This window comes from Mycobacterium shimoidei (assembly GCF_900417275.1).
Classification (GTDB): domain Bacteria; phylum Actinomycetota; class Actinomycetes; order Mycobacteriales; family Mycobacteriaceae; genus Mycobacterium; species Mycobacterium shimoidei.
Window position 1 is genome coordinate 20,111 of sequence record NZ_UEGW01000001.1, and the last position, 16,867, is coordinate 36,977.

The following is a 16,867-nucleotide window of genomic DNA, read 5'->3' on the forward strand; positions in this document are numbered from 1 at the left end:
TTCACAGCCGCCCGGAACAGCGTCGCTGACGCGTGGGGGAGGCTGATCCCCCGCCGTGAGGGGGCATCAAAACCACCTGACGTGATCCACAGCAACGAATCGTCGTCGACTGATGGAGTCACCAATGTCTCATGCCACTAACCCAGGATCTGCGCGCGCATCTGCCGCCAAAGATGCCGCGTTTCCGTCTCAACCGCTTGAAAATCACACCGCTCGCTTCACCGCTGACCAAAGCTTGACAGGCGCGGTGATCACCGCGGAAGGTGAGCTGGACGCGTCTAATGCTGGAGAACTCACCGAGTTCGTACAGCGCTGCGCAGCTCACTGCAAGTCGGTGATCGTCGACTTGAGTGGGGTGGAATTCTTTGGCACCGCTGGCTTTTCAGCGCTACACACCATCAATGTCCGGTGCGCGGGTGCCCACGTGCGTTGGGTGGTAGTGCCCAGCCATGCTGTATCGCGGGTGCTGAGCATCTGCGATCCCGACAATGCTCTGCCGGTCGCAGAAACGGTGGCCGACGCCAACGACCTGCAGCCGCGCCAGTTATTCCAGCTGATCCCGTAGTCGCGCAAGAGATTTGGCGAGCAATCGCGAAACGTGCATCTGTGAGATGCCGACTCGATCGGCGATCTGCGTCTGGGTCATCGATTCGAAGAATCTGAGCACCAACACAGTTCGCTCACGTTCGGGCAGCGCATCTAGCAACGGCCGCAACGCTTGTCGGTTCTCGATACGCTCGAGGCCGGTGTCGACGTCGCCGAGGGTGTCGGCGATAGCGCGGGCGTCTTCGTCGGCGCTGCCCCCGCCGCTGTCGATGGACAAGGTGTTGTAGGAGCTGCCCGCCACCAGGCCCTCGATGACCTCGGCCCGGTCCATGTCGAGTTCGTGGGCCAGCTCCGAGGCGGTGGGCGCACGCCCGAGCCGCTGCGAAAGGTCTGCGGTGGCGGCGCCAAGCCGCAGATGAAGCTCCTTGAGTCGCCGCGGCACCTTGACCGACCAGCTGTTGTCGCGGAAGTGGCGACGGACCTCTCCCATGATGGTGGGCACGGCGAAGGAGACGAAATCCGAACCGGCTTCGACATCGAACCGCACGACGGCGTTGACCAGTCCCACCCGGGCGACCTGAACCAGGTCGTCGCGTGGTTCGCCGCGGCCCTCGAACCGCCGAGCGATGTGATCGGCCAGCGGCAAGCACCGCTCCACGATCTTGTCCCGATGGCGCTGGAATTCCGATGAGTCCGCCGTGAGGCTGGCCAACTCGCGAAACATGTCCGGAACGTCGGCGTATTCGTTGGGTCGCGATGCCGAACCGCCGGCGGCTCGCATGGTCACCTGCTGGAGCCCGCCCGTCGCGTCCTCAAAGTGATGCCGAATACGCTGCCGGCCTCGCCTGCCTCCCGGCCGTCGGTGAAGGTCTGGACGTCGTCGGCCAGCGAGGTGAGTACATGCCAGCTGAAGCTTCCGGGAGTCAGCACATCCGCGGTCTTGCAGGCCGCGGACGCCTTGACGATCAACTCGTCGTCGTGCGGATCGACCACCACCACCAACGTTGCGCCCGGCGCCGCGCAACGGATCAGCCGGGTGCACACCTCGTCGACGGCCAATCGCAGGTCGGCGACCGCGTCGAAGTCGAGATCCTCGAAAGTGCCGACGGCGCCGACCAGGGTCCGCAGCACCGCCAGATTCTCCAGGCGCGCGGCGACCCGCAGCTCGACGGCACGGTCACTTCGTTGCTGGGCGGTACCCGGCATTTCGGTAGCGGTCATCTGGCCTCCCGGGCATGTTGGACTGAGACTACCCCCGCGTTCGAGCCGGTTAGTCATGCCCACCGCCGGGTATTCCACCCGCCATGGACCAGGCCGACCCAACGGAAACCACCAGTACGCGCCGACTTCGGCGCACTGCGGTGATCGCGGTCATCACGCTGGTCGTCTTGATATTGGTCGCCATCGGGGTCTACGTGATCGCGTTTCTGATTCTTTCCCCGATGCTGGGGTAACACCAGTTGTCCGCGGTTACTGGTCGTCGTCGAAGTCTTCATTGTGCAGACCTAGTACCCATTCGCATGAGAAAGCAAAACGCAGGAGGGCGCGATGGCTGACCCCGACAAGCTGTCCGACGAGATTCCGGTCGCCGACGCCGTGGAGCAGGATCAAGAAACCAGCCTCGAGCCGCCCGCCCCCGAGCGCGACGTGCCGCCACCTGCTGAAGCGGACGCCTTCGACTGGCACGAGCAGCGCCAGGAAATCGTGGGCGCCGACGACGACCGCGACGACTACCGCGAGTGACCTGCGCGGTTTGGCCACCGGGAGGGACGGGAACGCTGCCAAAACGCCGAAACTCGCCAAGGAGGTTCACATGCCAAACCCGTCGATCAAGGACGAGCGCCTCTACCGGGACCTGCGTAAACAGGGTGACTCGAAAGAGAAGGCCGCCCGGATCTCCAATGCGGCCGCCAGCCGCGGCCGTTCCAGTGTGGGAAGGTCTGGCGGCAAGTCCGGTTCCTACCAGGACTGGACCGTTCCAGAACTCAAGAAGAGAGCCAAAGAACTTGGCATCACTGGATATTCGAAGCTGACCAAGAACAAGCTCATCTCGAAAATTCGCAACCACTGACCAGCACGTTTGGCGTGCAGATCCAGCATGCCTATCGACGGTGTTGGCGCGGATCTTTTCGGACTCGGCCCCTTCGGCATCTAGGCTGATCACCATGAGGCGAATTGTGCTGCGGGCGGTGGTGCTTTTAGCGTCGTGGGCGATCGGATTAGCGGTGGCGGCATGGGTCGTGCCCGACGTGCAGGTGTCGCCCCCCGGCTTCGTCGTCGCCGTCGCGGTGTTCGCGATCGCTGAGGCACTCATATCGCCGCTGATTTTGAGGTTGCCCCATGAGTACGCCTCGCTGGGTCTCGGCGGTACCGGCTTGGTATTGACCGTCGTCGCGCTTGCCCTCGCGTCGGCACTGACTCACGATTTCAACATGGATGGACTCACATCCTGGGTCGCCGTAACCGTTGTGGTGTGGCTCGTGACAACCGTCGGAGCAATTACACTGCCGGAGGTGTTCGCGCATATGGAGGCCGATGCCACCGACGATGCCACCGACAGCACCGGTCCGACTGGCTAGGAGAAACGATGGGCGATACGCATCGCGATCCACTCGATCACTCTCGGACCACGCTTCCGCGTGCCGGTATCACCATGAAGGACAATCTGTTCTGGCCCGGTTTCATTCTGCTGGGCGTCGCGACGTTCGGGATCATCTGCACTGTGGCAGCCGCGGCCTACGAACGCTACGAGTGGCTGCCCACCACGGTCCTGGTGGCTGTGCTCGCCGCGGTGGCCGCCGGGCTGTGGTTCATCGTGGAGACTCGCCGCATAGCCCGCATCGAAGAGCAGTGGGCACGCCGAAGTAACGCTTGACCGGTAGCTCAGCCGGCGAGCCCCGCGATCGGGGGCGCGCCCATGGTCAGCGTCAACGCCATCAACGTCAACAGAAACCAGCCGGCGCCCTGCCAGGCCCACCAGGTGCCGCGGTCACGCCAGATGCGGTAGGTGCGCACGAACGCCCAAATTCCGCCGGCCAGCAGGATCGCCGGACCACCGAAGGCGAGCAAGGTGCGCTGCGGCACACCGCACGCGACGGTGTCGACGGCCAACGCATCACTGCAGGTGCTCACCCAGAGCGCGGCCACGACGACAAACGCCATCCCCGCAATGGCGGTCAACACCGCAAACCTGACGGCGGCCTGCACCTCACCGTCCCGCTGGCCCAAGCGATCCCCGTTTGAGCGCTGACTCGATCCCGGCATTTAAGTGAAACCCTCCGTAAACCTGGGTCGCCCCCGCTGTCACCGAGCGTGGCCGGAGAGTACCCCCAGGCCAGGGCCGGTAAACACGTCGCGGACGGCGGCCATCGCCTCATCTATTTCGGCGCCTGAAACGGTCAGCGGCGGCCGGAAACGCACACTGTCCGGGCCACTGGGCAGCACGATCACCCCACGCTGCCACAGCTGGCGGATCAACTCGTCGCGCTCGGCGGTGCCGGGCAGGCTGAACGCGCACATCAGACCGCGGCCGCGGACGTCGAGCACCGCGGTGGGAAATTCCTTGGCGAGGTCGCCAAGCCGGTCCAGCAGATAGCGGCCCTGCACGGCGGCGTTGTCGAACAACCGCTCGGATTCGATCACCTCCAGCACCCGGCGGGCCCGGACCATGTCGGTGAGGTTGCCACCCCACGTCGAGTTCAGCCTGCAAGGGACTGCGAATACATTGTCGGCAACTTCGTCGACCCGACGTCCGGCCATCACTCCGCAAACCTGCGTCTTCTTGCCGAAGGCGACGATATCCGGCTCGACCCCGAATTGCTGGTAGGCCCAAGGGGTTCCGGTCAAACCGCATCCGGTTTGTACCTCGTCGAAGATCAGCAGGGCGTCATACTCGTCGCACAAAGCCCGCATGGCGGCGAAGAACTCCGGCCGGAAGTGGCGATCGCCGCCCTCGCCCTGAATGGGTTCGGCGATGAAGCAGGCAATGTCGTGGGGGTAGGCGTCGAACGCGGCCCGGGCCTGGCGCAGCGACTCGGCTTCCAGCGCAGCCATATCCGCGCCGGGCCGCAGGAACGGCGCGTCGATGCGCGGCCAGTCGAATTTCGGGAAACGCTCGACGGCCACCGGGTTGCTGTTGGTCAGCGACAGCGTGTAGCCGCTGCGGCCGTGGAAAGCCCCTTGCAGATGCAATACTCGGCTGCCCAGCGCGGGATCGATGCCGCGCGCCTCGTTGTGCCGGCTCTTCCAATCGAAGGCGATTTTCAGCGCGTTCTCCACCGCCAGCGCACCGCCGTCGATGAAAAACAGATGCGGCAGCGCCGGATCGCCCAGTACGCGGGCGAAGGTGTGGACGAACCGGGCCAACGGCACCGAGGCCACATCGGAGTTGCTGGGCTTGTTGACCGCGACCCGTGCGAGTTCAGAACGAAACTCGTCGTCGGTCAGGGCCGGGTGGTTCATACCCAGCGCCGACGAGGCGACGAAGGTGAACATGTCCAGGTAGCGCCGGCCGGTACGGGCGTCGACCAGATACGAGCCGGACGAACGCTCCAAGTCGAGCACCAGGTCGAGGCCACCGAGCTGGATGCTGCGCGCGAGCACGTCGGGAACCTGCTCGGGACGCAGTTGCTCGTCGGTGGGCGCCAACACTGTCATAATCGCAGTTTATCAACATCTTTACGTATTTCACGGCTCTTCACCGGAGACATTACGGAACAAACTGCCTTCCGCTGTAAAAAGTACGTAAGATGATGGTGCTGCGCGTCTGAACGTTGGCGGTCGTGCGGATCTGCTGCAGCAGATCCTCCAACGCCCGCGCGGACTCGACACGAACCAGCAGGATGTAACTCTCCTCGCCGGCCACCGAGTGACACGACTCGATCTCCTCGAAGTGCTCGAGCCGAGCGGGCGCATCATCGGGTTGGGAGGGATCAATAGGAGTGATGGCCACGAACGCCGACAACATGTGCCCGACCGCCTCGGGGTCGATCCGCGCGGAGTATCCGTTCAGCACCCCCCGCGACTCGAGCCTGCGCACCCGGGACTGCACCGCCGATACCGACAGGCCGGCGCTGGCGGCCAGCTCCGAGAGCGTCGCGCGTCCGTCGGCGACCAGCTCGCGCAACAGGATCCGGTCGATGTCGTCGAGAGCCATGGCCGGAGAGTATCTGCCGGCCCGCCGGTTACGGGAGCGGTTCACGGCTCCGCTGTCAGCGATACCCGACCCAAGATCATGACCCTGCCCACCGCAGAGGACCTGCGCAGCCGGGTACGTCGGGCCTTCGACGCGATCGGAGCTGACGTCGCACTCGGTGAGCCCGGCGGCGACGGCCTGCCAGCCAGCAGCCCGATCACCGGCGACGTGCTGTTCACCGTGGACCCGGTCGACGACATTGAGGGCGCGGTCACCGCTGCAGCGCAAGCTTTTTCGCTCTGGCGGTCCACACCCGCGCCGGTACGCGGCGCGTTGGTGAAACGGCTGGGTGAGCTGCTGAGCGAACACAAGGAGGAGCTGGCCGCCCTGGTGACCGTCGAGGTCGGCAAGATCGGCGCCGAAGCCCGCGGTGAGGTGCAGGAGATGATCGACATCTGCCAGTTCGCCGTCGGATTGTCCCGCCAGCTTTACGGACGAACCATTGCCTCCGAGCGACCAGGCCATCGGCTGATGGAGACCTGGCACCCACTCGGGGTGGTGGGCGTCATCACCGCATTCAACTTCCCGGTCGCGGTGTGGGCCTGGAACATTGCGGTGGCGCTGGTCTGCGGCGACACCGTGGTGTGGAAGCCCTCGGAACTGACGCCGTTGACGGCGCTGGCCTGTCAGGCGCTGATCAGTCGGGCCGCAGCCGATGTCGGCGCGCCGGCAGGGGTGAGCCGCCTGGTCCTCGGTGACCGCGAGGTCGCCCGGAAACTGGTCGACGACGTGCGGGTGGGGTTGGTGTCGGCGACCGGATCGATAGCGATGGGCCGCGACGTCGGTCCGCGGGTCGCCCGGCGGTTCGGCCGATCGCCGCTGGAGCTGGGCGGCAACAACGCGGCGATCGTGACACCGTCGGCCGATCTCGATCTGGCGTTGCGCGCCATCGTGTTCGCCGCCGCCGGCACCGCCGGGCAACGCTGCACCACGTTGCGGCGATTGATCGTGCACCGCTCGGTGGCCGATGAGCTGGTGACGCGCATCGCCGCGGCCTACCGCCAACTGCCGATCGGCGATCCGCTCGCCGACGGCACACTCGTCGGGCCGCTGATCCACGAGACCGCCTACCGCGACATGGTGGGCGCGCTCGAGCAGGCCCGGGCCGACGGCGGAGAGGTCATCGGCGGCGAACGTCACGACATCGGGCAGCCCGGCGCCTACTACGTCACGCCAGCGGTGGTGCGGATGCCCGCGCAAACGGCCATCGTGGCCACCGAGACGTTCGCGCCGATCCTCTACGTGCTGACCTACGACGAACTCGACCAGGCGATAGCGTTGAACAATGCTGTCCCGCAAGGGCTTTCGTCGGCAATTTTCACCACTGACGTGCGGGAAGCGGAGCGTTTCATCGACGGCTCAGACTGCGGAATCACCAACGTCAACATCGGCACTTCCGGTGCCGAGATCGGCGGCGCGTTCGGCGGCGAGAAGCAGACCGGCGGCGGCCGCGAATCCGGATCCGACGCCTGGAAGGCCTACATGCGCCGCGCCACCAATACCATCAACTATTCCGACCAGTTGCCGCTGGCTCAGGGCGTGCAGTTCGGCTGGAGTCCCGACGGCTAGGCGTCGCGGCCTTCCCGGCTGCGGTCGTAGGCGCTGCGGCGCAGACCGGTCAGCCACGCCGGCGCCAGCCTGACCTGCGATGCGGAGTTGATGGTCGGGTCGAAGATCAAGTCCTGGGCTTCGTGCGATGCCAGCAGCCGGTTCAACGTGAGCTGCCCCAGGAGCTCGAAACCGCCTGTCGGGCCGGCTTGTTGGACGGCGAACACAATGCCGCCATCATCGATGTGGTTGCGGATGCTGTCCAATGTCAGTCCGCGGTCGTCGATTTCAGTGATCAGCTTGGCGCGAATCCACCACAGCTGTTGCTGATAGCGCAGCGGCATCAGGCTCGACATCGTCACGTCGGACCACGACGTCACCGGCCGCAATCCGATCCGCGTCAACAGCCCGGCGCCGGTGGATGCCAACAGCACGTCCCAGCCGCCGGGCGGGTATTCCGACGGCGGCATTTTCCAGGCCAACCCGACGACGTCGGGCAGCGAGGCGGGTGTTCCGGCCCCCTTCGAGACGCGTGCCACCACGTCGCAGGAGTTGATCGGCAAGCCCCGCCCGGGCGGCGCCAGGCGCTCCAGCACCCCGCCGGCGATCACCCCGGCCGGATGAAAGATGCGACGTCCGCGTAACGCCGAGGCCCACCGGAAAGGAGTGGTGACGAGATCGGACAACAGCCCGGCCATCAGGCGGGCACCGAATCGGTCTCGCGGTCCCAGGCGCGATGCTTGGCCAGCGCGGAGGCGAACGCGTCGAAGAAGGCGCCGGAAAGGTCTTTTGCTGCCGCTGTCGTCGTCACGACACCGTGTGCGTCAACAACGTTCGTGTCCTCGGCGATCTGCTCGGGTATCCCGGCCGTCGGGAGCAACTTGACGCCCGCACCGAACGCGCCGACCGGTTTGAGGTGCTTGTAGGCCTCGGCGACGAAGTGCAATGCATAGCCGTCGCGGGCGAGCGTTTCGATCGCGTCCGGTCCGCAGGGCACCACCACGGCGTCGTAGAGCACCGACGCGACGCTGGTGAACGACCGGTCCACGGCGATCTCACCGCCTGATCCGCCCGAGAGCATGCCACCACCGGTAGGTGCCAGCACCTCGGCGATGGCACCACGCTTGCGCATCGCGTCGACGAAGCGTTCGGTGCCGGCCACGTCGACGCCGTCGGCGGCCAGCACCGCGATCTTGCGGCTTTCGATGCTATCGGTGGCGGTGTTCAGTTGCGACAAGGCCGGCGACGCCGGCAACTTGTCATCGACGGCCTGCTCCTCGGGTTCGGGCAGACCCAGCTCGGCGGCGACCTGCGCGGCCAGTTGGTGGTCGACGAGGTTCAGCTGATCGACTACCCGCGAACGGATCTCGACGGTTTCGACGTGGCCCAGCTCGAACGCGTACGCCGCGACGATGTGTTTGGCTTCTACTGGCGACATGCTCTTCCAGAACATCCGGGCCTGGCTGTAATGGTCCTGGAAACTCTTGGCCCGCTGGCGAATCTTGTGCCCGTCGACCTTTTGGGTGTAGTGGCGGAACACGTCGCCATCGGCTTCGAAATTGGCCACAGCCGGACAGCCCCCACCCAGCGAATTCTTGAAGTAACTGGTTTTGCCCTTCGGCACCGCGAATTGGCTGTAGCCGTCGTGCTGATTGTTGTTGACGTCGGCCACCGGACGGTTGACCGGCAGCTGCGCGAAATTCGGTCCGCCCAGCCGGATCAACTGGGTGTCCAGATAAGAGAAGTTGCGGAACTGCAGTAGCGGGTCGTTGGTGAAGTCGATGCCCGGCACCACGTTTGCGGTGTGAAACGCCACCTGCTCGGTTTCGGCGAAGAAGTTGTCCGGGTTGCGGTTGAGTACCATCTTACCGACCGGCCGCACCGGAACTTGTTCCTCGGGAATAATTTTCGTCGCGTCGAGCAAATCGAATTCGAAGTTGAACTCGTCGCTTTCGGGCACCAATTGCACCCCGAGCTCATATTCCGGGTATTGTCCGGATTCGATCGCATCCCACAGGTCGCGCCGGTTGAAGTCGGGGTCCTTACCGGCGACCTTTTGGCATTCGTCCCAGATCAGCGAATGCACACCGAGTTTGGGTTTCCAGTGGAACTTCACGAACGTGCCTTCCCCTTTCGCGTTGACCAGGCGGAAGGTGTGCACCCCGAAGCCCTGCATCATGCGGTAGCTGCGCGGCAGCGACCGGTCCGACATCAGCCACATGATCGTGTGCAGGGTTTCCGGTTGCAGCGACACGAAGTCCCACAATGTGTCGTGAGCGGATTGGGCCTGCGGAATTTCGTTGTGCGGCTCGGGTTTGACGGCGTGCACGAAGTCCGGGAACTTGATGCCATCCTGGATGAAGAACACCGGAAAGTTGTTGCCGACCAGGTCGTAATTGCCTTGGTCGGTGTAGAACTTGGTGGCGAAACCACGGACGTCGCGCACGGTGTCGGCCGAGCCGCGCGACCCGGCCACCGTCGAGAACCGCACGAACACCGGAGTCTGCTTGCCCGGTGTGGTCAGGAATTTGGCGACGGTGTAGTCGGCGAGTGAGTCGTCATAGGGCTCGAAGTATCCGTAGGCTCCGGCGCCGCGCGCATGGACCACCCGTTCGGGTATGCGCTCGTGGTCGAAGTGGGTGATCTTCTCCCGCGCGTGGAAGTCCTCCAGCAGGGTGGGGCCGCGTTCGCCGACGCTCAGCGCGTCGTCGGTGTGATCAACCCGGACTCCTTGCTGCGTCGTCAGGTAGCCGGTCGCCCGTTCTACCCGGTACTGGTCGAGCTGGCGCTGTTTGGGGTTGGCGTCGTTGGCTGCCATGGCGCCCCTTTCGGATAGGCATTCCCACGGTGGGTACCCATGCCGATTGGCGACAAACGACTAGCCGCTGCGGGGCAACCGTCCCGGTTTGAATCCGAACACCGCGGACGTCGGTCCGATCAGGTGGCGCGCCTTGACCCGCACGAACCCGTGGGCACGGAACATCTCGATGCACTCGTCGACCGACGACTCGTAGCCCTCCCGGGTTTCCAGCATGACGTTCAGGCTCGACAACAGGCTCGCGTAATCACGCCGACGGCGGGGACGGATCATGGCGTCGTAGACGATCACGGCGCCCCCGGGCGGGATAGCGGTGTAGGCCTTTGACATCAACTCGTTGCGCACCGCGCGGTTCAAACCGTGAAACACGTGGCCGAAGGAAAGGACGTCGGCGCTGGGCAGCGGCTCGTGCAAGCAGTCGCCGGCGATGAAGCTGAGCCTGTCGGAGAGCCCGAACGTGGCCACATATTCTTCGAACACCGGCTGCACCGGCGCGAAGTCGTATCCGGCGCCGCGCAGGTGTGGATGCGTGAGCGCGACCCGCACCGGCAGTGCGCCCTGTGCGGTGCCGATGTCGACGAATGTTCCAAAACGCTTCCACGGGAAGCGTGCTGCGAGCAGCGTGGCCTCACCGGTCGAGACGCCGGTCATGCCGGTCAGAAATTCCCGCATCGCCTCCTCGTCGCGGTACAGCGCCGGGAAGAACTCGGCTCGTTCCTGGCCCTCCTGCGCGGCGGGACGCCCGGTGCGCAAGAGTTGCGGCAGGTCGGCCCAAAGGTCGTAGAGCCGCTTGCTCCCGAGTTCCATCAGCCCCGCGGCGTAGCTTGGTTTGGCACGATCCAAAAACGTGGCGCTGCGCAAGGTGTTCGAGTAGTGCCCCGACCGATCGCGGCGCAGCAGCCGCAGGGCAACCAGCGCGTCCAGAGCGTCACCGGCCGCGCGTGGATGCCAACCGAAGGCCTCGGTCAGCTCGGCTCGGGTCATCGGTCCTTCGGCCAGCTTGGTGAAGACCCCGTATTCGACGGCGGTCAGGATGAGCCGGGACGACCAGAACCCCATCCCCATCTCTACGATCTGCTGAGGGCCGTGGACCCGCCGCAGCAGCGGTCCGATGATCCGGCTCTGAAAGAGCCGCATCAGTAGCCGCTCATGCCGGATGTCGCGGGCTTGATAGCTCGTGGGGCCGGCGGATTGCTCGACTTCACGTGGCTGGGCGGCTGGCATCCGAATATTCCTGCCTCGAGACGGGGGTCGGCGCGGTTCAACTCTGCTGTGCGTGCACACCGACCGTTGGCGAAGTCGTCTGATCGGTGACCGCGAGCTTCGCCTCCCCATCGATGCCGCGATCCGACGGGTCCCAACTTGGATCCGGCTGAAGGTGGCCGATGTACAGGTTGTGAAGGTAGCAGACGGCGCCTGACCACGGCGCTTGTCCGCGAGAGCGGGCCGCAGGCGAATCGTCCGGCCGGGGATCGGCCGGACGACGCGACCCCCTGAAAAGGGCGGGAAGCGCAGTATGCAACGGATGTGCAAGTACCATCGCCGGTATGCGAGCGACCAGACGGCGGTTGTCCCCCGAAGATCGACGCTCAGAGCTACTGGCTTTGGGTGCGGAAATCTTCGGGCAGCGACCCTACGACGAGGTCCGCATCGACGAGATCGCCGAACGTGCCGGTGTGTCTCGCGCGCTGATGTACCACTACTTTCCGGACAAGCGCGCCTTCTTCGCGGCGGTGGTCAAAGACGAGGCGGACCGGTTGTTCGAAGCGGCCCACAACCTGCCCGACCTGGGTTTGTCACTGTTCGAAGAGGTGCGGGCCGCCGTGCTCGCCTACATGTACTACCACGAACAACACCCGCACTCGTCGTGGGCGGCGTATGTCGGGCTGGGCCGATCCGACCCGGTCCTGCTGGGTATCGACGACGAAACCAAGAACCGGCTGATGATGCACGTCATGAACCGCATCGTCGAGGTCGACGGCGAGCCCCTGGACCCAGAACTCGAGCGGGACTTGCGCGTGGTCGTGCACGGCTGGATCGCGTTCACCTTCGAACTCGGCCGCCAGCGGATCATGAACAACGCCCTCGATGCCAACAAGCTCGCCGATACCTGTGCGCATGCCCTGATGGACGCGATCGCGCGCGCTCCCGGAATTCCGCCGAAACTGGCCGACGCGGTATCGGCCGAGGGTCGGGTCTTGTCGTAGTCGGTTGTCGGTGCCACTGGGCACACTGGCTAGGTGAGCATTCGCCCGCCTGATCCGCTGGCCCGGTTCAGCGCCATCGCCCGTGACTGGTTCACCGGCAGTTTCTCCGCGCCGACCCCGGCGCAGGCCGAGGCCTGGACCGCCATTGCCGCCGGTCAGAACACGCTGGTCATCGCGCCGACCGGCTCCGGCAAGACGCTGGCCGCGTTTCTCTGGGCGATCGACAACCTGGTCACCGCCGCCGAGCGCGAGCCCGGCACCCGGGTTCTCTACGTCTCACCGCTGAAAGCACTGGCCGTCGACGTCGAGCGCAACCTGCGCGCCCCCCTGACCGGGATGAGCCGGATCGCCGAACAAGGCGGTGCACCTTTCCCTCAGATCAGCGTCGGAGTGCGGTCCGGCGACACCCCGCCCGGTCGTCGCCGCCAGCTGATCAGCACCCCGCCCGATGTGCTGATCACCACCCCGGAGTCGTTGTTTTTGATGCTGACCTCCGCGGCGCGGCAAACCCTGACGGGCGTGCAGACCGTGATCGTGGACGAGGTGCATGCGATCGCCGGCACCAAACGCGGCGCCCATCTGGCGGTCTCGCTGGAGCGCCTCGACGACTTGTTGCCCAGCCCGGCGCAGCGGATCGGGTTGTCGGCCACCGTGCGCCCACCCGAGGAGGTGGCCCGGTTTTTGTCCGGCAGCGCCCCCACCACCGTCGTCGCTCCCCCGGCCGCCAAAACCTTCGACCTGACTGTGCAGGTCCCGGTCCCCGATATGACCAACCTGGCGGACAACAGCATTTGGCCCGATGTCGAGGCGAACCTGGTCGACTTGATCGAGGCCCACAATTCCACCATCGTGTTCGCCAATTCGAGGCGGCTGGCGGAGCGACTTACCGCCCGGCTCAACGAGATTCACGCGGAGCGGTCGGGCGTCGAACTGGACGACGCGGTTAACCCGAAGGTCGCCGGCGGCGCGCCGGCACACCTGTTGGCCAGTGGCCAGACCTGCGGCGCCCCAACGCTTCTCGCCCGCGCCCACCACGGCTCGGTCAGCAAGGAGCAGCGCACCATCGTCGAAGAGGAACTGAAAAGCGGTCGACTGAAGGCGGTGGTGGCGACATCGAGCCTGGAGCTGGGCATCGACATGGGCGCCGTCGACTTGGTGATCCAGGTGGAGGCGCCGCCCTCGGTGGCCAGCGGCCTGCAGCGCATCGGTCGGGCCGGACACCAGGTCGGCGAGATCTCGCAAGGTGTGCTGTTTCCCAAGCACCGCACCGATCTGATCGGCTGCGCGGTGACCGTGCAGCGCATGCTGGCCGGCCAGATCGAGACGATGCGGGTGCCCACCAATCCGCTGGACATCCTCGCCCAGCACACCATCGCCGCCGCCGCGCTGGAGCCCTTGGACGCCGACCGGTGGTTCGACACGGTGCGACGCAGCGCCCCGTTCGCCACCCTGCCGCGCAGCGCGTTCGAGGCGACACTGGATCTGCTGAGCGGCAAGTACCCGTCCACCGAGTTCTCCGAGCTGCGCCCCCGGCTGGTCTACGACCGCGACACCGGCACACTGACCGCCCGCCCGGGTGCGCAGCGGTTGGCGGTCACCTCCGGCGGCGCGATCCCCGACCGCGGGTTGTTCACCGTCTATTTGGCCAGCGAGGTCGACAAGCCGTCGCGGGTCGGCGAGCTCGACGAGGAGATGGTCTACGAGTCACGCCCCGGCGACGTCATCTCGCTGGGGGCGACAAGCTGGCGGATCACCGAGATCACCCACGACCGGGTGCTGGTGATCCCGGCGCCGGGCCAACCGGCCCGGCTACCGTTTTGGCGCGGCGACGACGTCGGGCGCCCAGCGGAGCTGGGAGCCGCCCTGGGCGCATTCACCGGCGAGCTAGCCGGGCTGGACCGCAATGCATTTGACAAACGTTGCGCGGCAATGGGATTCAACGACTACGCGACCGACAACCTGTGGCGGCTGCTGGACGACCAGCGCTCGGCCACCGCCGTGGTGCCCACCGACACCACGCTGCTGGTCGAGCGGTTCCGCGACGAACTGGGCGACTGGCGGGTGATCTTGCATTCGCCGTACGGGCTGCGTGTGCACGGCCCGCTCGCACTGGCGGTCGGCCGGCGGCTGCGGGAGCGCTACGGCATCGACGAGAAACCGACCGCCTCCGACGACGGGATTGTGGTGCGGTTGCCCGACACGGTGTCCGACGCCGGCGAGTCGCCGCCGGGCGCCGAATTGTTCGTGTTCGACGCCGACGAGATCGACCCCATCGTCACCGCCGAGGTGGGCGGCTCGGCGCTGTTCGCGTCGCGGTTCCGCGAATGCGCGGCCCGCGCCCTGCTGCTGCCGCGCCGCCATCCCGGTAAGCGCTCGCCGCTATGGCATCAGCGTCAGCGCGCGGCTCAACTGCTCGACGTGGCGCGCAAATACCCGGACTTCCCGATCGTCCTGGAGACGGTGCGGGAGTGCCTGCAAGACGTCTACGACGTACCGAGGCTCGCAGCACTGATGACCGACATCGCCAACCGGCGCATCCGGGTGCTCGAGGCCGAGACCACCACGCCGTCGCCGTTCGCGGCCTCGCTGTTGTTCGGCTATGTCGGGGCGTTCATCTACGAGGGCGACAGCCCGCTGGCCGAACGCCGCGCCGCCGCGCTGTCGTTGGATGCCACCCTGCTGGCCGAGCTGCTGGGCCGGGTCGAGTTGCGCGAGCTGCTCGACCCGGAAATCGTGGCCGCCACCGGCCGGCAATTACAGCATCTGTCCGGCGATCGGTTCGCCCGCGACGCCGAAGGTGTCGCGGACTTGTTGCGGCTGCTGGGCCCGCTCACCGAGGAGGAGGTGGCCGCTCGGGCCGGTGGCGCCGACGTCGGCGGGTGGCTTGAAGGCCTGCGCGCCGCGAAACGCGCGCTGACGGTGTCGTTCGCCGGGCGCAGCTGGTGGGTGGCCATCGAGGACATCGGGCGGCTGCGCGACGGCGTCGGCGTTGCGGTGCCCCTCGGGGTTCCGGCCAGCTTCACCGAGACCGTCGCCGATCCGCTGGGTGAGCTGCTGGGCCGGTACGCCCGCCCCCATGGGCCGTTCCCCACCGCCGACGCCGCCGCGCGGTTCGGGCTGGGATTGCGGGTGGCCGCCGACGTGCTGGGCCGGCTGGCCGCAGACGGTGCGCTGGTGCGCGGCGAGTTCACCGCCGAAGCATCCGGCGATCAGTGGTGTGACGCCGAGGTGTTGCGGATTCTGCGTCGACGTTCGTTGGCGGCGCTGCGTGCTCAGGTCGAGCCGGTCAGTACCACCGCGTATGCACGGTTCTTGCCGGCCTGGCATCAGGTGGGCTCGGCGGAGTCGTCAGGTGTCGACGGGCTGGCCGCGGTCATCGACCAATTGGCCGGTTTCCCGTTGCCCGCGTCGGCGATCGAGCCGCTGGTGCTGGCCTCGCGGGTGCGCGATTACACATCGGCAATGCTCGACGAGCTGTTGGCGTCCGGTGAGGTCATCTGGTCGGGCGCCGGTTCGATTTCGGCGGTCGACGGCTGGATCGCCTTTCACACCGCCGATTCGGCGCCGCTGACCCTCGCCGGCGGCGCCGACATCGACTTCACCGACGCCCACCGCGCCGTGCTGGACGCGCTGTCCGGCGGCGGGGCCTTCTTCTTCCGTCAACTCAGCCAGCCTGGAATCAGCGACAGCGAACTGAAATCCGCGCTGTGGGACCTGATTTGGGCCGGATGGGTGACCGGCGACACCTTTGCGCCGGTGCGCGCGCTGCTCGGCGGCCGCCCCGGTGCCCGCAAACGGGCGACGCCGGCACACCGGCACCGGCGGCCACCGCGGCTGAGCAGCTTTCACGTCGCGCATGCCCAGTCCCGCAGCATCGACGCGACGGTGGCCGGCCGGTGGTCGGCACTGCCGACTCCCGAGCCGGATTCCACACTGCGGGCGCACTATCAGGCCGAGCTGCTGCTCAACCGCCACGGTGTGTTGACCCGAGGCGCGGTCGGCGCCGAAGCCGTACCGGGCGGTTTCGCCACGCTCTACAAGGTGCTGACGGCGTTCGAGGACGCCGGCCGCTGCCAGCGCGGCTACTTCGTCGAGTCGCTGGGTGGCGCGCAGTTCGCGGTGGCGTCGACGGTGGACCGGCTGCGCAGCTACCTCGATGGTGTCGACCCGCAACGTCCCGCGTACCGGGCGGTGGTGCTGACGGCCGCCGATCCGGCCAACCCGTACGGCGCGGCGCTGCCGTGGCCGACCACCGACGGCACCGCGCGGCCGGGCCGCAAGGCCGCGGCGCTCGTTGTACTGGTCGACGGTGCGCTGGTCTGGTTTTTGGAGCGCGGCGGTCGGTCGTTGCTCAGTTTCACCGACGACGCCGAAGCCGGCCGGGCGGCGGCCGTGGCGCTGGCCGAGCTGGTCGGCGCACGGCGCATGGATTCCCTGCTGGTCGAGCGAATCAATGGTGTTTCGGTGTTGCAGTCGCGGGACGTTCCTGCCTACACCGCACTGACCGAAGCCGGATTTGCCCGCACCCCGCGCGGGTTACGCCTGCGCTGAGCA

Annotated in this window: 17 protein-coding genes; 9 read left to right on the top strand and 8 right to left on the bottom strand. The window is 66.5% G+C overall.

Annotation, left to right across the window (positions count from 1 at the left end; genetic code table 11):
• Positions 1 to 124 precede the first annotated feature (124 nt).
• Complete coding sequence (locus tag MSP7336_RS00125; protein ID WP_113962821.1) at positions 125 to 565, top strand: STAS domain-containing protein; 441 nt, start codon at positions 125 to 127, stop codon at positions 563 to 565.
• Here MSP7336_RS00125 and MSP7336_RS00130 read toward each other — a convergent pair.
• Together MSP7336_RS00130 and MSP7336_RS00135 are read right to left on the bottom strand one after the other, a co-directional pair.
• The gene (locus tag MSP7336_RS00130; protein ID WP_113962822.1) at positions 545 to 1,333 is read right to left on the bottom strand and encodes an RNA polymerase sigma factor SigF; all 789 of its coding nucleotides are present in this window, start codon (positions 1,331 to 1,333) and stop codon (positions 545 to 547) included. The genes MSP7336_RS00125 and MSP7336_RS00130 overlap by 21 nt on opposite strands.
• Positions 1,330 to 1,767: an anti-sigma factor gene (locus MSP7336_RS00135; RefSeq protein ID WP_069395244.1), complete on the bottom strand. Its 438-nt coding sequence runs from the start codon at positions 1,765 to 1,767 to the stop codon at positions 1,330 to 1,332. Before MSP7336_RS00135 ends, MSP7336_RS00130 begins: the two co-directional genes overlap by 4 nt.
• An 83-nt stretch (positions 1,768 to 1,850) precedes the next feature.
• On the opposite strand from MSP7336_RS00135, the gene MSP7336_RS23640 reads away from it, so the two are divergent.
• The 5 genes from MSP7336_RS23640 to usfY all read left to right on the top strand — a co-directional run bounded on the left by MSP7336_RS23640 (position 1,851) and on the right by usfY (position 3,421).
• Complete coding sequence (locus MSP7336_RS23640; RefSeq protein ID WP_181786486.1) at positions 1,851 to 2,000, top strand: hypothetical protein; 150 nt, start codon at positions 1,851 to 1,853, stop codon at positions 1,998 to 2,000.
• Positions 2,001 to 2,094: 94 nt separating this feature from the next.
• Positions 2,095 to 2,289 (top strand): hypothetical protein, encoded by a 195-nt coding sequence (locus MSP7336_RS00140; RefSeq protein WP_069395245.1) that lies wholly within the window; start codon positions 2,095 to 2,097, stop codon positions 2,287 to 2,289.
• A 70-nt stretch (positions 2,290 to 2,359) separates the two neighbouring features.
• Complete coding sequence (locus MSP7336_RS00145) at positions 2,360 to 2,617, top strand: DUF7218 family protein (protein ID WP_069395246.1); 258 nt, start codon at positions 2,360 to 2,362, stop codon at positions 2,615 to 2,617.
• A gap of 94 nt (positions 2,618 to 2,711) precedes the next feature.
• The gene (locus MSP7336_RS00150; RefSeq protein WP_113964705.1) at positions 2,712 to 3,125 is read left to right on the top strand and encodes a phage holin family protein; all 414 of its coding nucleotides are present in this window, start codon (positions 2,712 to 2,714) and stop codon (positions 3,123 to 3,125) included.
• A gap of 8 nt (positions 3,126 to 3,133) precedes the next feature.
• Positions 3,134 to 3,421, top strand: a complete 288-nt coding sequence (gene usfY / locus MSP7336_RS00155; protein WP_069395247.1) for a protein UsfY — start codon at positions 3,134 to 3,136, stop codon at positions 3,419 to 3,421.
• Positions 3,422 to 3,429: 8 nt separating this feature from the next.
• Here the strand turns inward: usfY and MSP7336_RS00160 are convergent, their stop codons facing one another.
• Genes MSP7336_RS00160 through MSP7336_RS00170 form a run of 3 tightly spaced genes read right to left on the bottom strand, consistent with a single transcriptional unit; the run spans position 3,430 to position 5,701 of the window.
• The gene (locus MSP7336_RS00160) at positions 3,430 to 3,810 is read right to left on the bottom strand and encodes a hypothetical protein (RefSeq protein WP_113962823.1); all 381 of its coding nucleotides are present in this window, start codon (positions 3,808 to 3,810) and stop codon (positions 3,430 to 3,432) included.
• Between the two features lie 39 nt (positions 3,811 to 3,849).
• A complete protein-coding gene (gene lat, locus MSP7336_RS00165; protein WP_113962824.1) occupies positions 3,850 to 5,202 on the bottom strand; it encodes an L-lysine 6-transaminase in 1,353 nt (450 codons plus the stop codon).
• Between the two features lie 52 nt (positions 5,203 to 5,254).
• Positions 5,255 to 5,701: an Lrp/AsnC family transcriptional regulator gene (locus MSP7336_RS00170; RefSeq protein ID WP_069395250.1), complete on the bottom strand. Its 447-nt coding sequence runs from the start codon at positions 5,699 to 5,701 to the stop codon at positions 5,255 to 5,257.
• 78 nt (positions 5,702 to 5,779) lie between these two features.
• On the opposite strand from MSP7336_RS00170, the gene amaB reads away from it, so the two are divergent.
• Complete coding sequence (gene amaB / locus MSP7336_RS00175) at positions 5,780 to 7,309, top strand: L-piperidine-6-carboxylate dehydrogenase (RefSeq protein ID WP_113962825.1); 1,530 nt, start codon at positions 5,780 to 5,782, stop codon at positions 7,307 to 7,309.
• Here the strand turns inward: amaB and MSP7336_RS00180 are convergent.
• From MSP7336_RS00180 to MSP7336_RS00190, 3 genes are read right to left on the bottom strand one after another with little or no spacing between them, the layout of a single operon-like run.
• A complete protein-coding gene (locus tag MSP7336_RS00180) occupies positions 7,306 to 7,986 on the bottom strand; it encodes a phosphodiesterase (RefSeq protein WP_113962826.1) in 681 nt (226 codons plus the stop codon). The two genes, amaB and MSP7336_RS00180, sit on opposite strands and share 4 nt — an antisense overlap.
• Entirely contained in the window at positions 7,986 to 10,106 is a 2,121-nt protein-coding gene (locus tag MSP7336_RS00185) for a catalase (RefSeq protein WP_069395253.1), read from the bottom strand. Before MSP7336_RS00185 ends, MSP7336_RS00180 begins: the two co-directional genes overlap by 1 nt.
• Before the next feature lie 60 nt (positions 10,107 to 10,166).
• Positions 10,167 to 11,330, bottom strand: a complete 1,164-nt coding sequence (locus MSP7336_RS00190; protein ID WP_084226368.1) for a methyltransferase — start codon at positions 11,328 to 11,330, stop codon at positions 10,167 to 10,169.
• Between the two features lie 323 nt (positions 11,331 to 11,653).
• On the opposite strand from MSP7336_RS00190, the gene MSP7336_RS00195 reads away from it, so the two are divergent.
• Together MSP7336_RS00195 and MSP7336_RS00200 are read left to right on the top strand one after the other, a co-directional pair.
• A complete protein-coding gene (locus MSP7336_RS00195; RefSeq protein WP_069395254.1) occupies positions 11,654 to 12,313 on the top strand; it encodes a TetR/AcrR family transcriptional regulator in 660 nt (219 codons plus the stop codon).
• A 33-nt stretch (positions 12,314 to 12,346) separates the two neighbouring features.
• A complete protein-coding gene (locus MSP7336_RS00200) occupies positions 12,347 to 16,864 on the top strand; it encodes an ATP-dependent helicase (RefSeq protein ID WP_113962827.1) in 4,518 nt (1,505 codons plus the stop codon).
• The last annotated feature ends 3 nt before the right edge of the window (positions 16,865 to 16,867 follow it).

Coding starts and splice junctions, on each gene's coding strand:
- MSP7336_RS00125 (WP_113962821.1), top strand. CDS start 125: ATGTCTCATGCCACTAACCCAGGATCTGCGCGCGCATCTGCCGCCAAA.
- MSP7336_RS00135 (WP_069395244.1), bottom strand. CDS start 1,767: ATGACCGCTACCGAAATGCCGGGTACCGCCCAGCAACGAAGTGACCGT.
- MSP7336_RS23640 (WP_181786486.1), top strand. CDS start 1,851: ATGGACCAGGCCGACCCAACGGAAACCACCAGTACGCGCCGACTTCGG.
- MSP7336_RS00140 (WP_069395245.1), top strand. CDS start 2,095: ATGGCTGACCCCGACAAGCTGTCCGACGAGATTCCGGTCGCCGACGCC.
- MSP7336_RS00145 (WP_069395246.1), top strand. CDS start 2,360: ATGCCAAACCCGTCGATCAAGGACGAGCGCCTCTACCGGGACCTGCGT.
- MSP7336_RS00150 (WP_113964705.1), top strand. CDS start 2,712: ATGAGGCGAATTGTGCTGCGGGCGGTGGTGCTTTTAGCGTCGTGGGCG.
- usfY (WP_069395247.1), top strand. CDS start 3,134: ATGGGCGATACGCATCGCGATCCACTCGATCACTCTCGGACCACGCTT.
- MSP7336_RS00160 (WP_113962823.1), bottom strand. CDS start 3,810: ATGCCGGGATCGAGTCAGCGCTCAAACGGGGATCGCTTGGGCCAGCGG.
- lat (WP_113962824.1), bottom strand. CDS start 5,202: ATGACAGTGTTGGCGCCCACCGACGAGCAACTGCGTCCCGAGCAGGTT.
- MSP7336_RS00170 (WP_069395250.1), bottom strand. CDS start 5,701: ATGGCTCTCGACGACATCGACCGGATCCTGTTGCGCGAGCTGGTCGCC.
- amaB (WP_113962825.1), top strand. CDS start 5,780: ATGACCCTGCCCACCGCAGAGGACCTGCGCAGCCGGGTACGTCGGGCC.
- MSP7336_RS00180 (WP_113962826.1), bottom strand. CDS start 7,986: ATGGCCGGGCTGTTGTCCGATCTCGTCACCACTCCTTTCCGGTGGGCC.
- MSP7336_RS00185 (WP_069395253.1), bottom strand. CDS start 10,106: ATGGCAGCCAACGACGCCAACCCCAAACAGCGCCAGCTCGACCAGTAC.
- MSP7336_RS00190 (WP_084226368.1), bottom strand. CDS start 11,330: ATGCCAGCCGCCCAGCCACGTGAAGTCGAGCAATCCGCCGGCCCCACG.
- MSP7336_RS00195 (WP_069395254.1), top strand. CDS start 11,654: ATGCGAGCGACCAGACGGCGGTTGTCCCCCGAAGATCGACGCTCAGAG.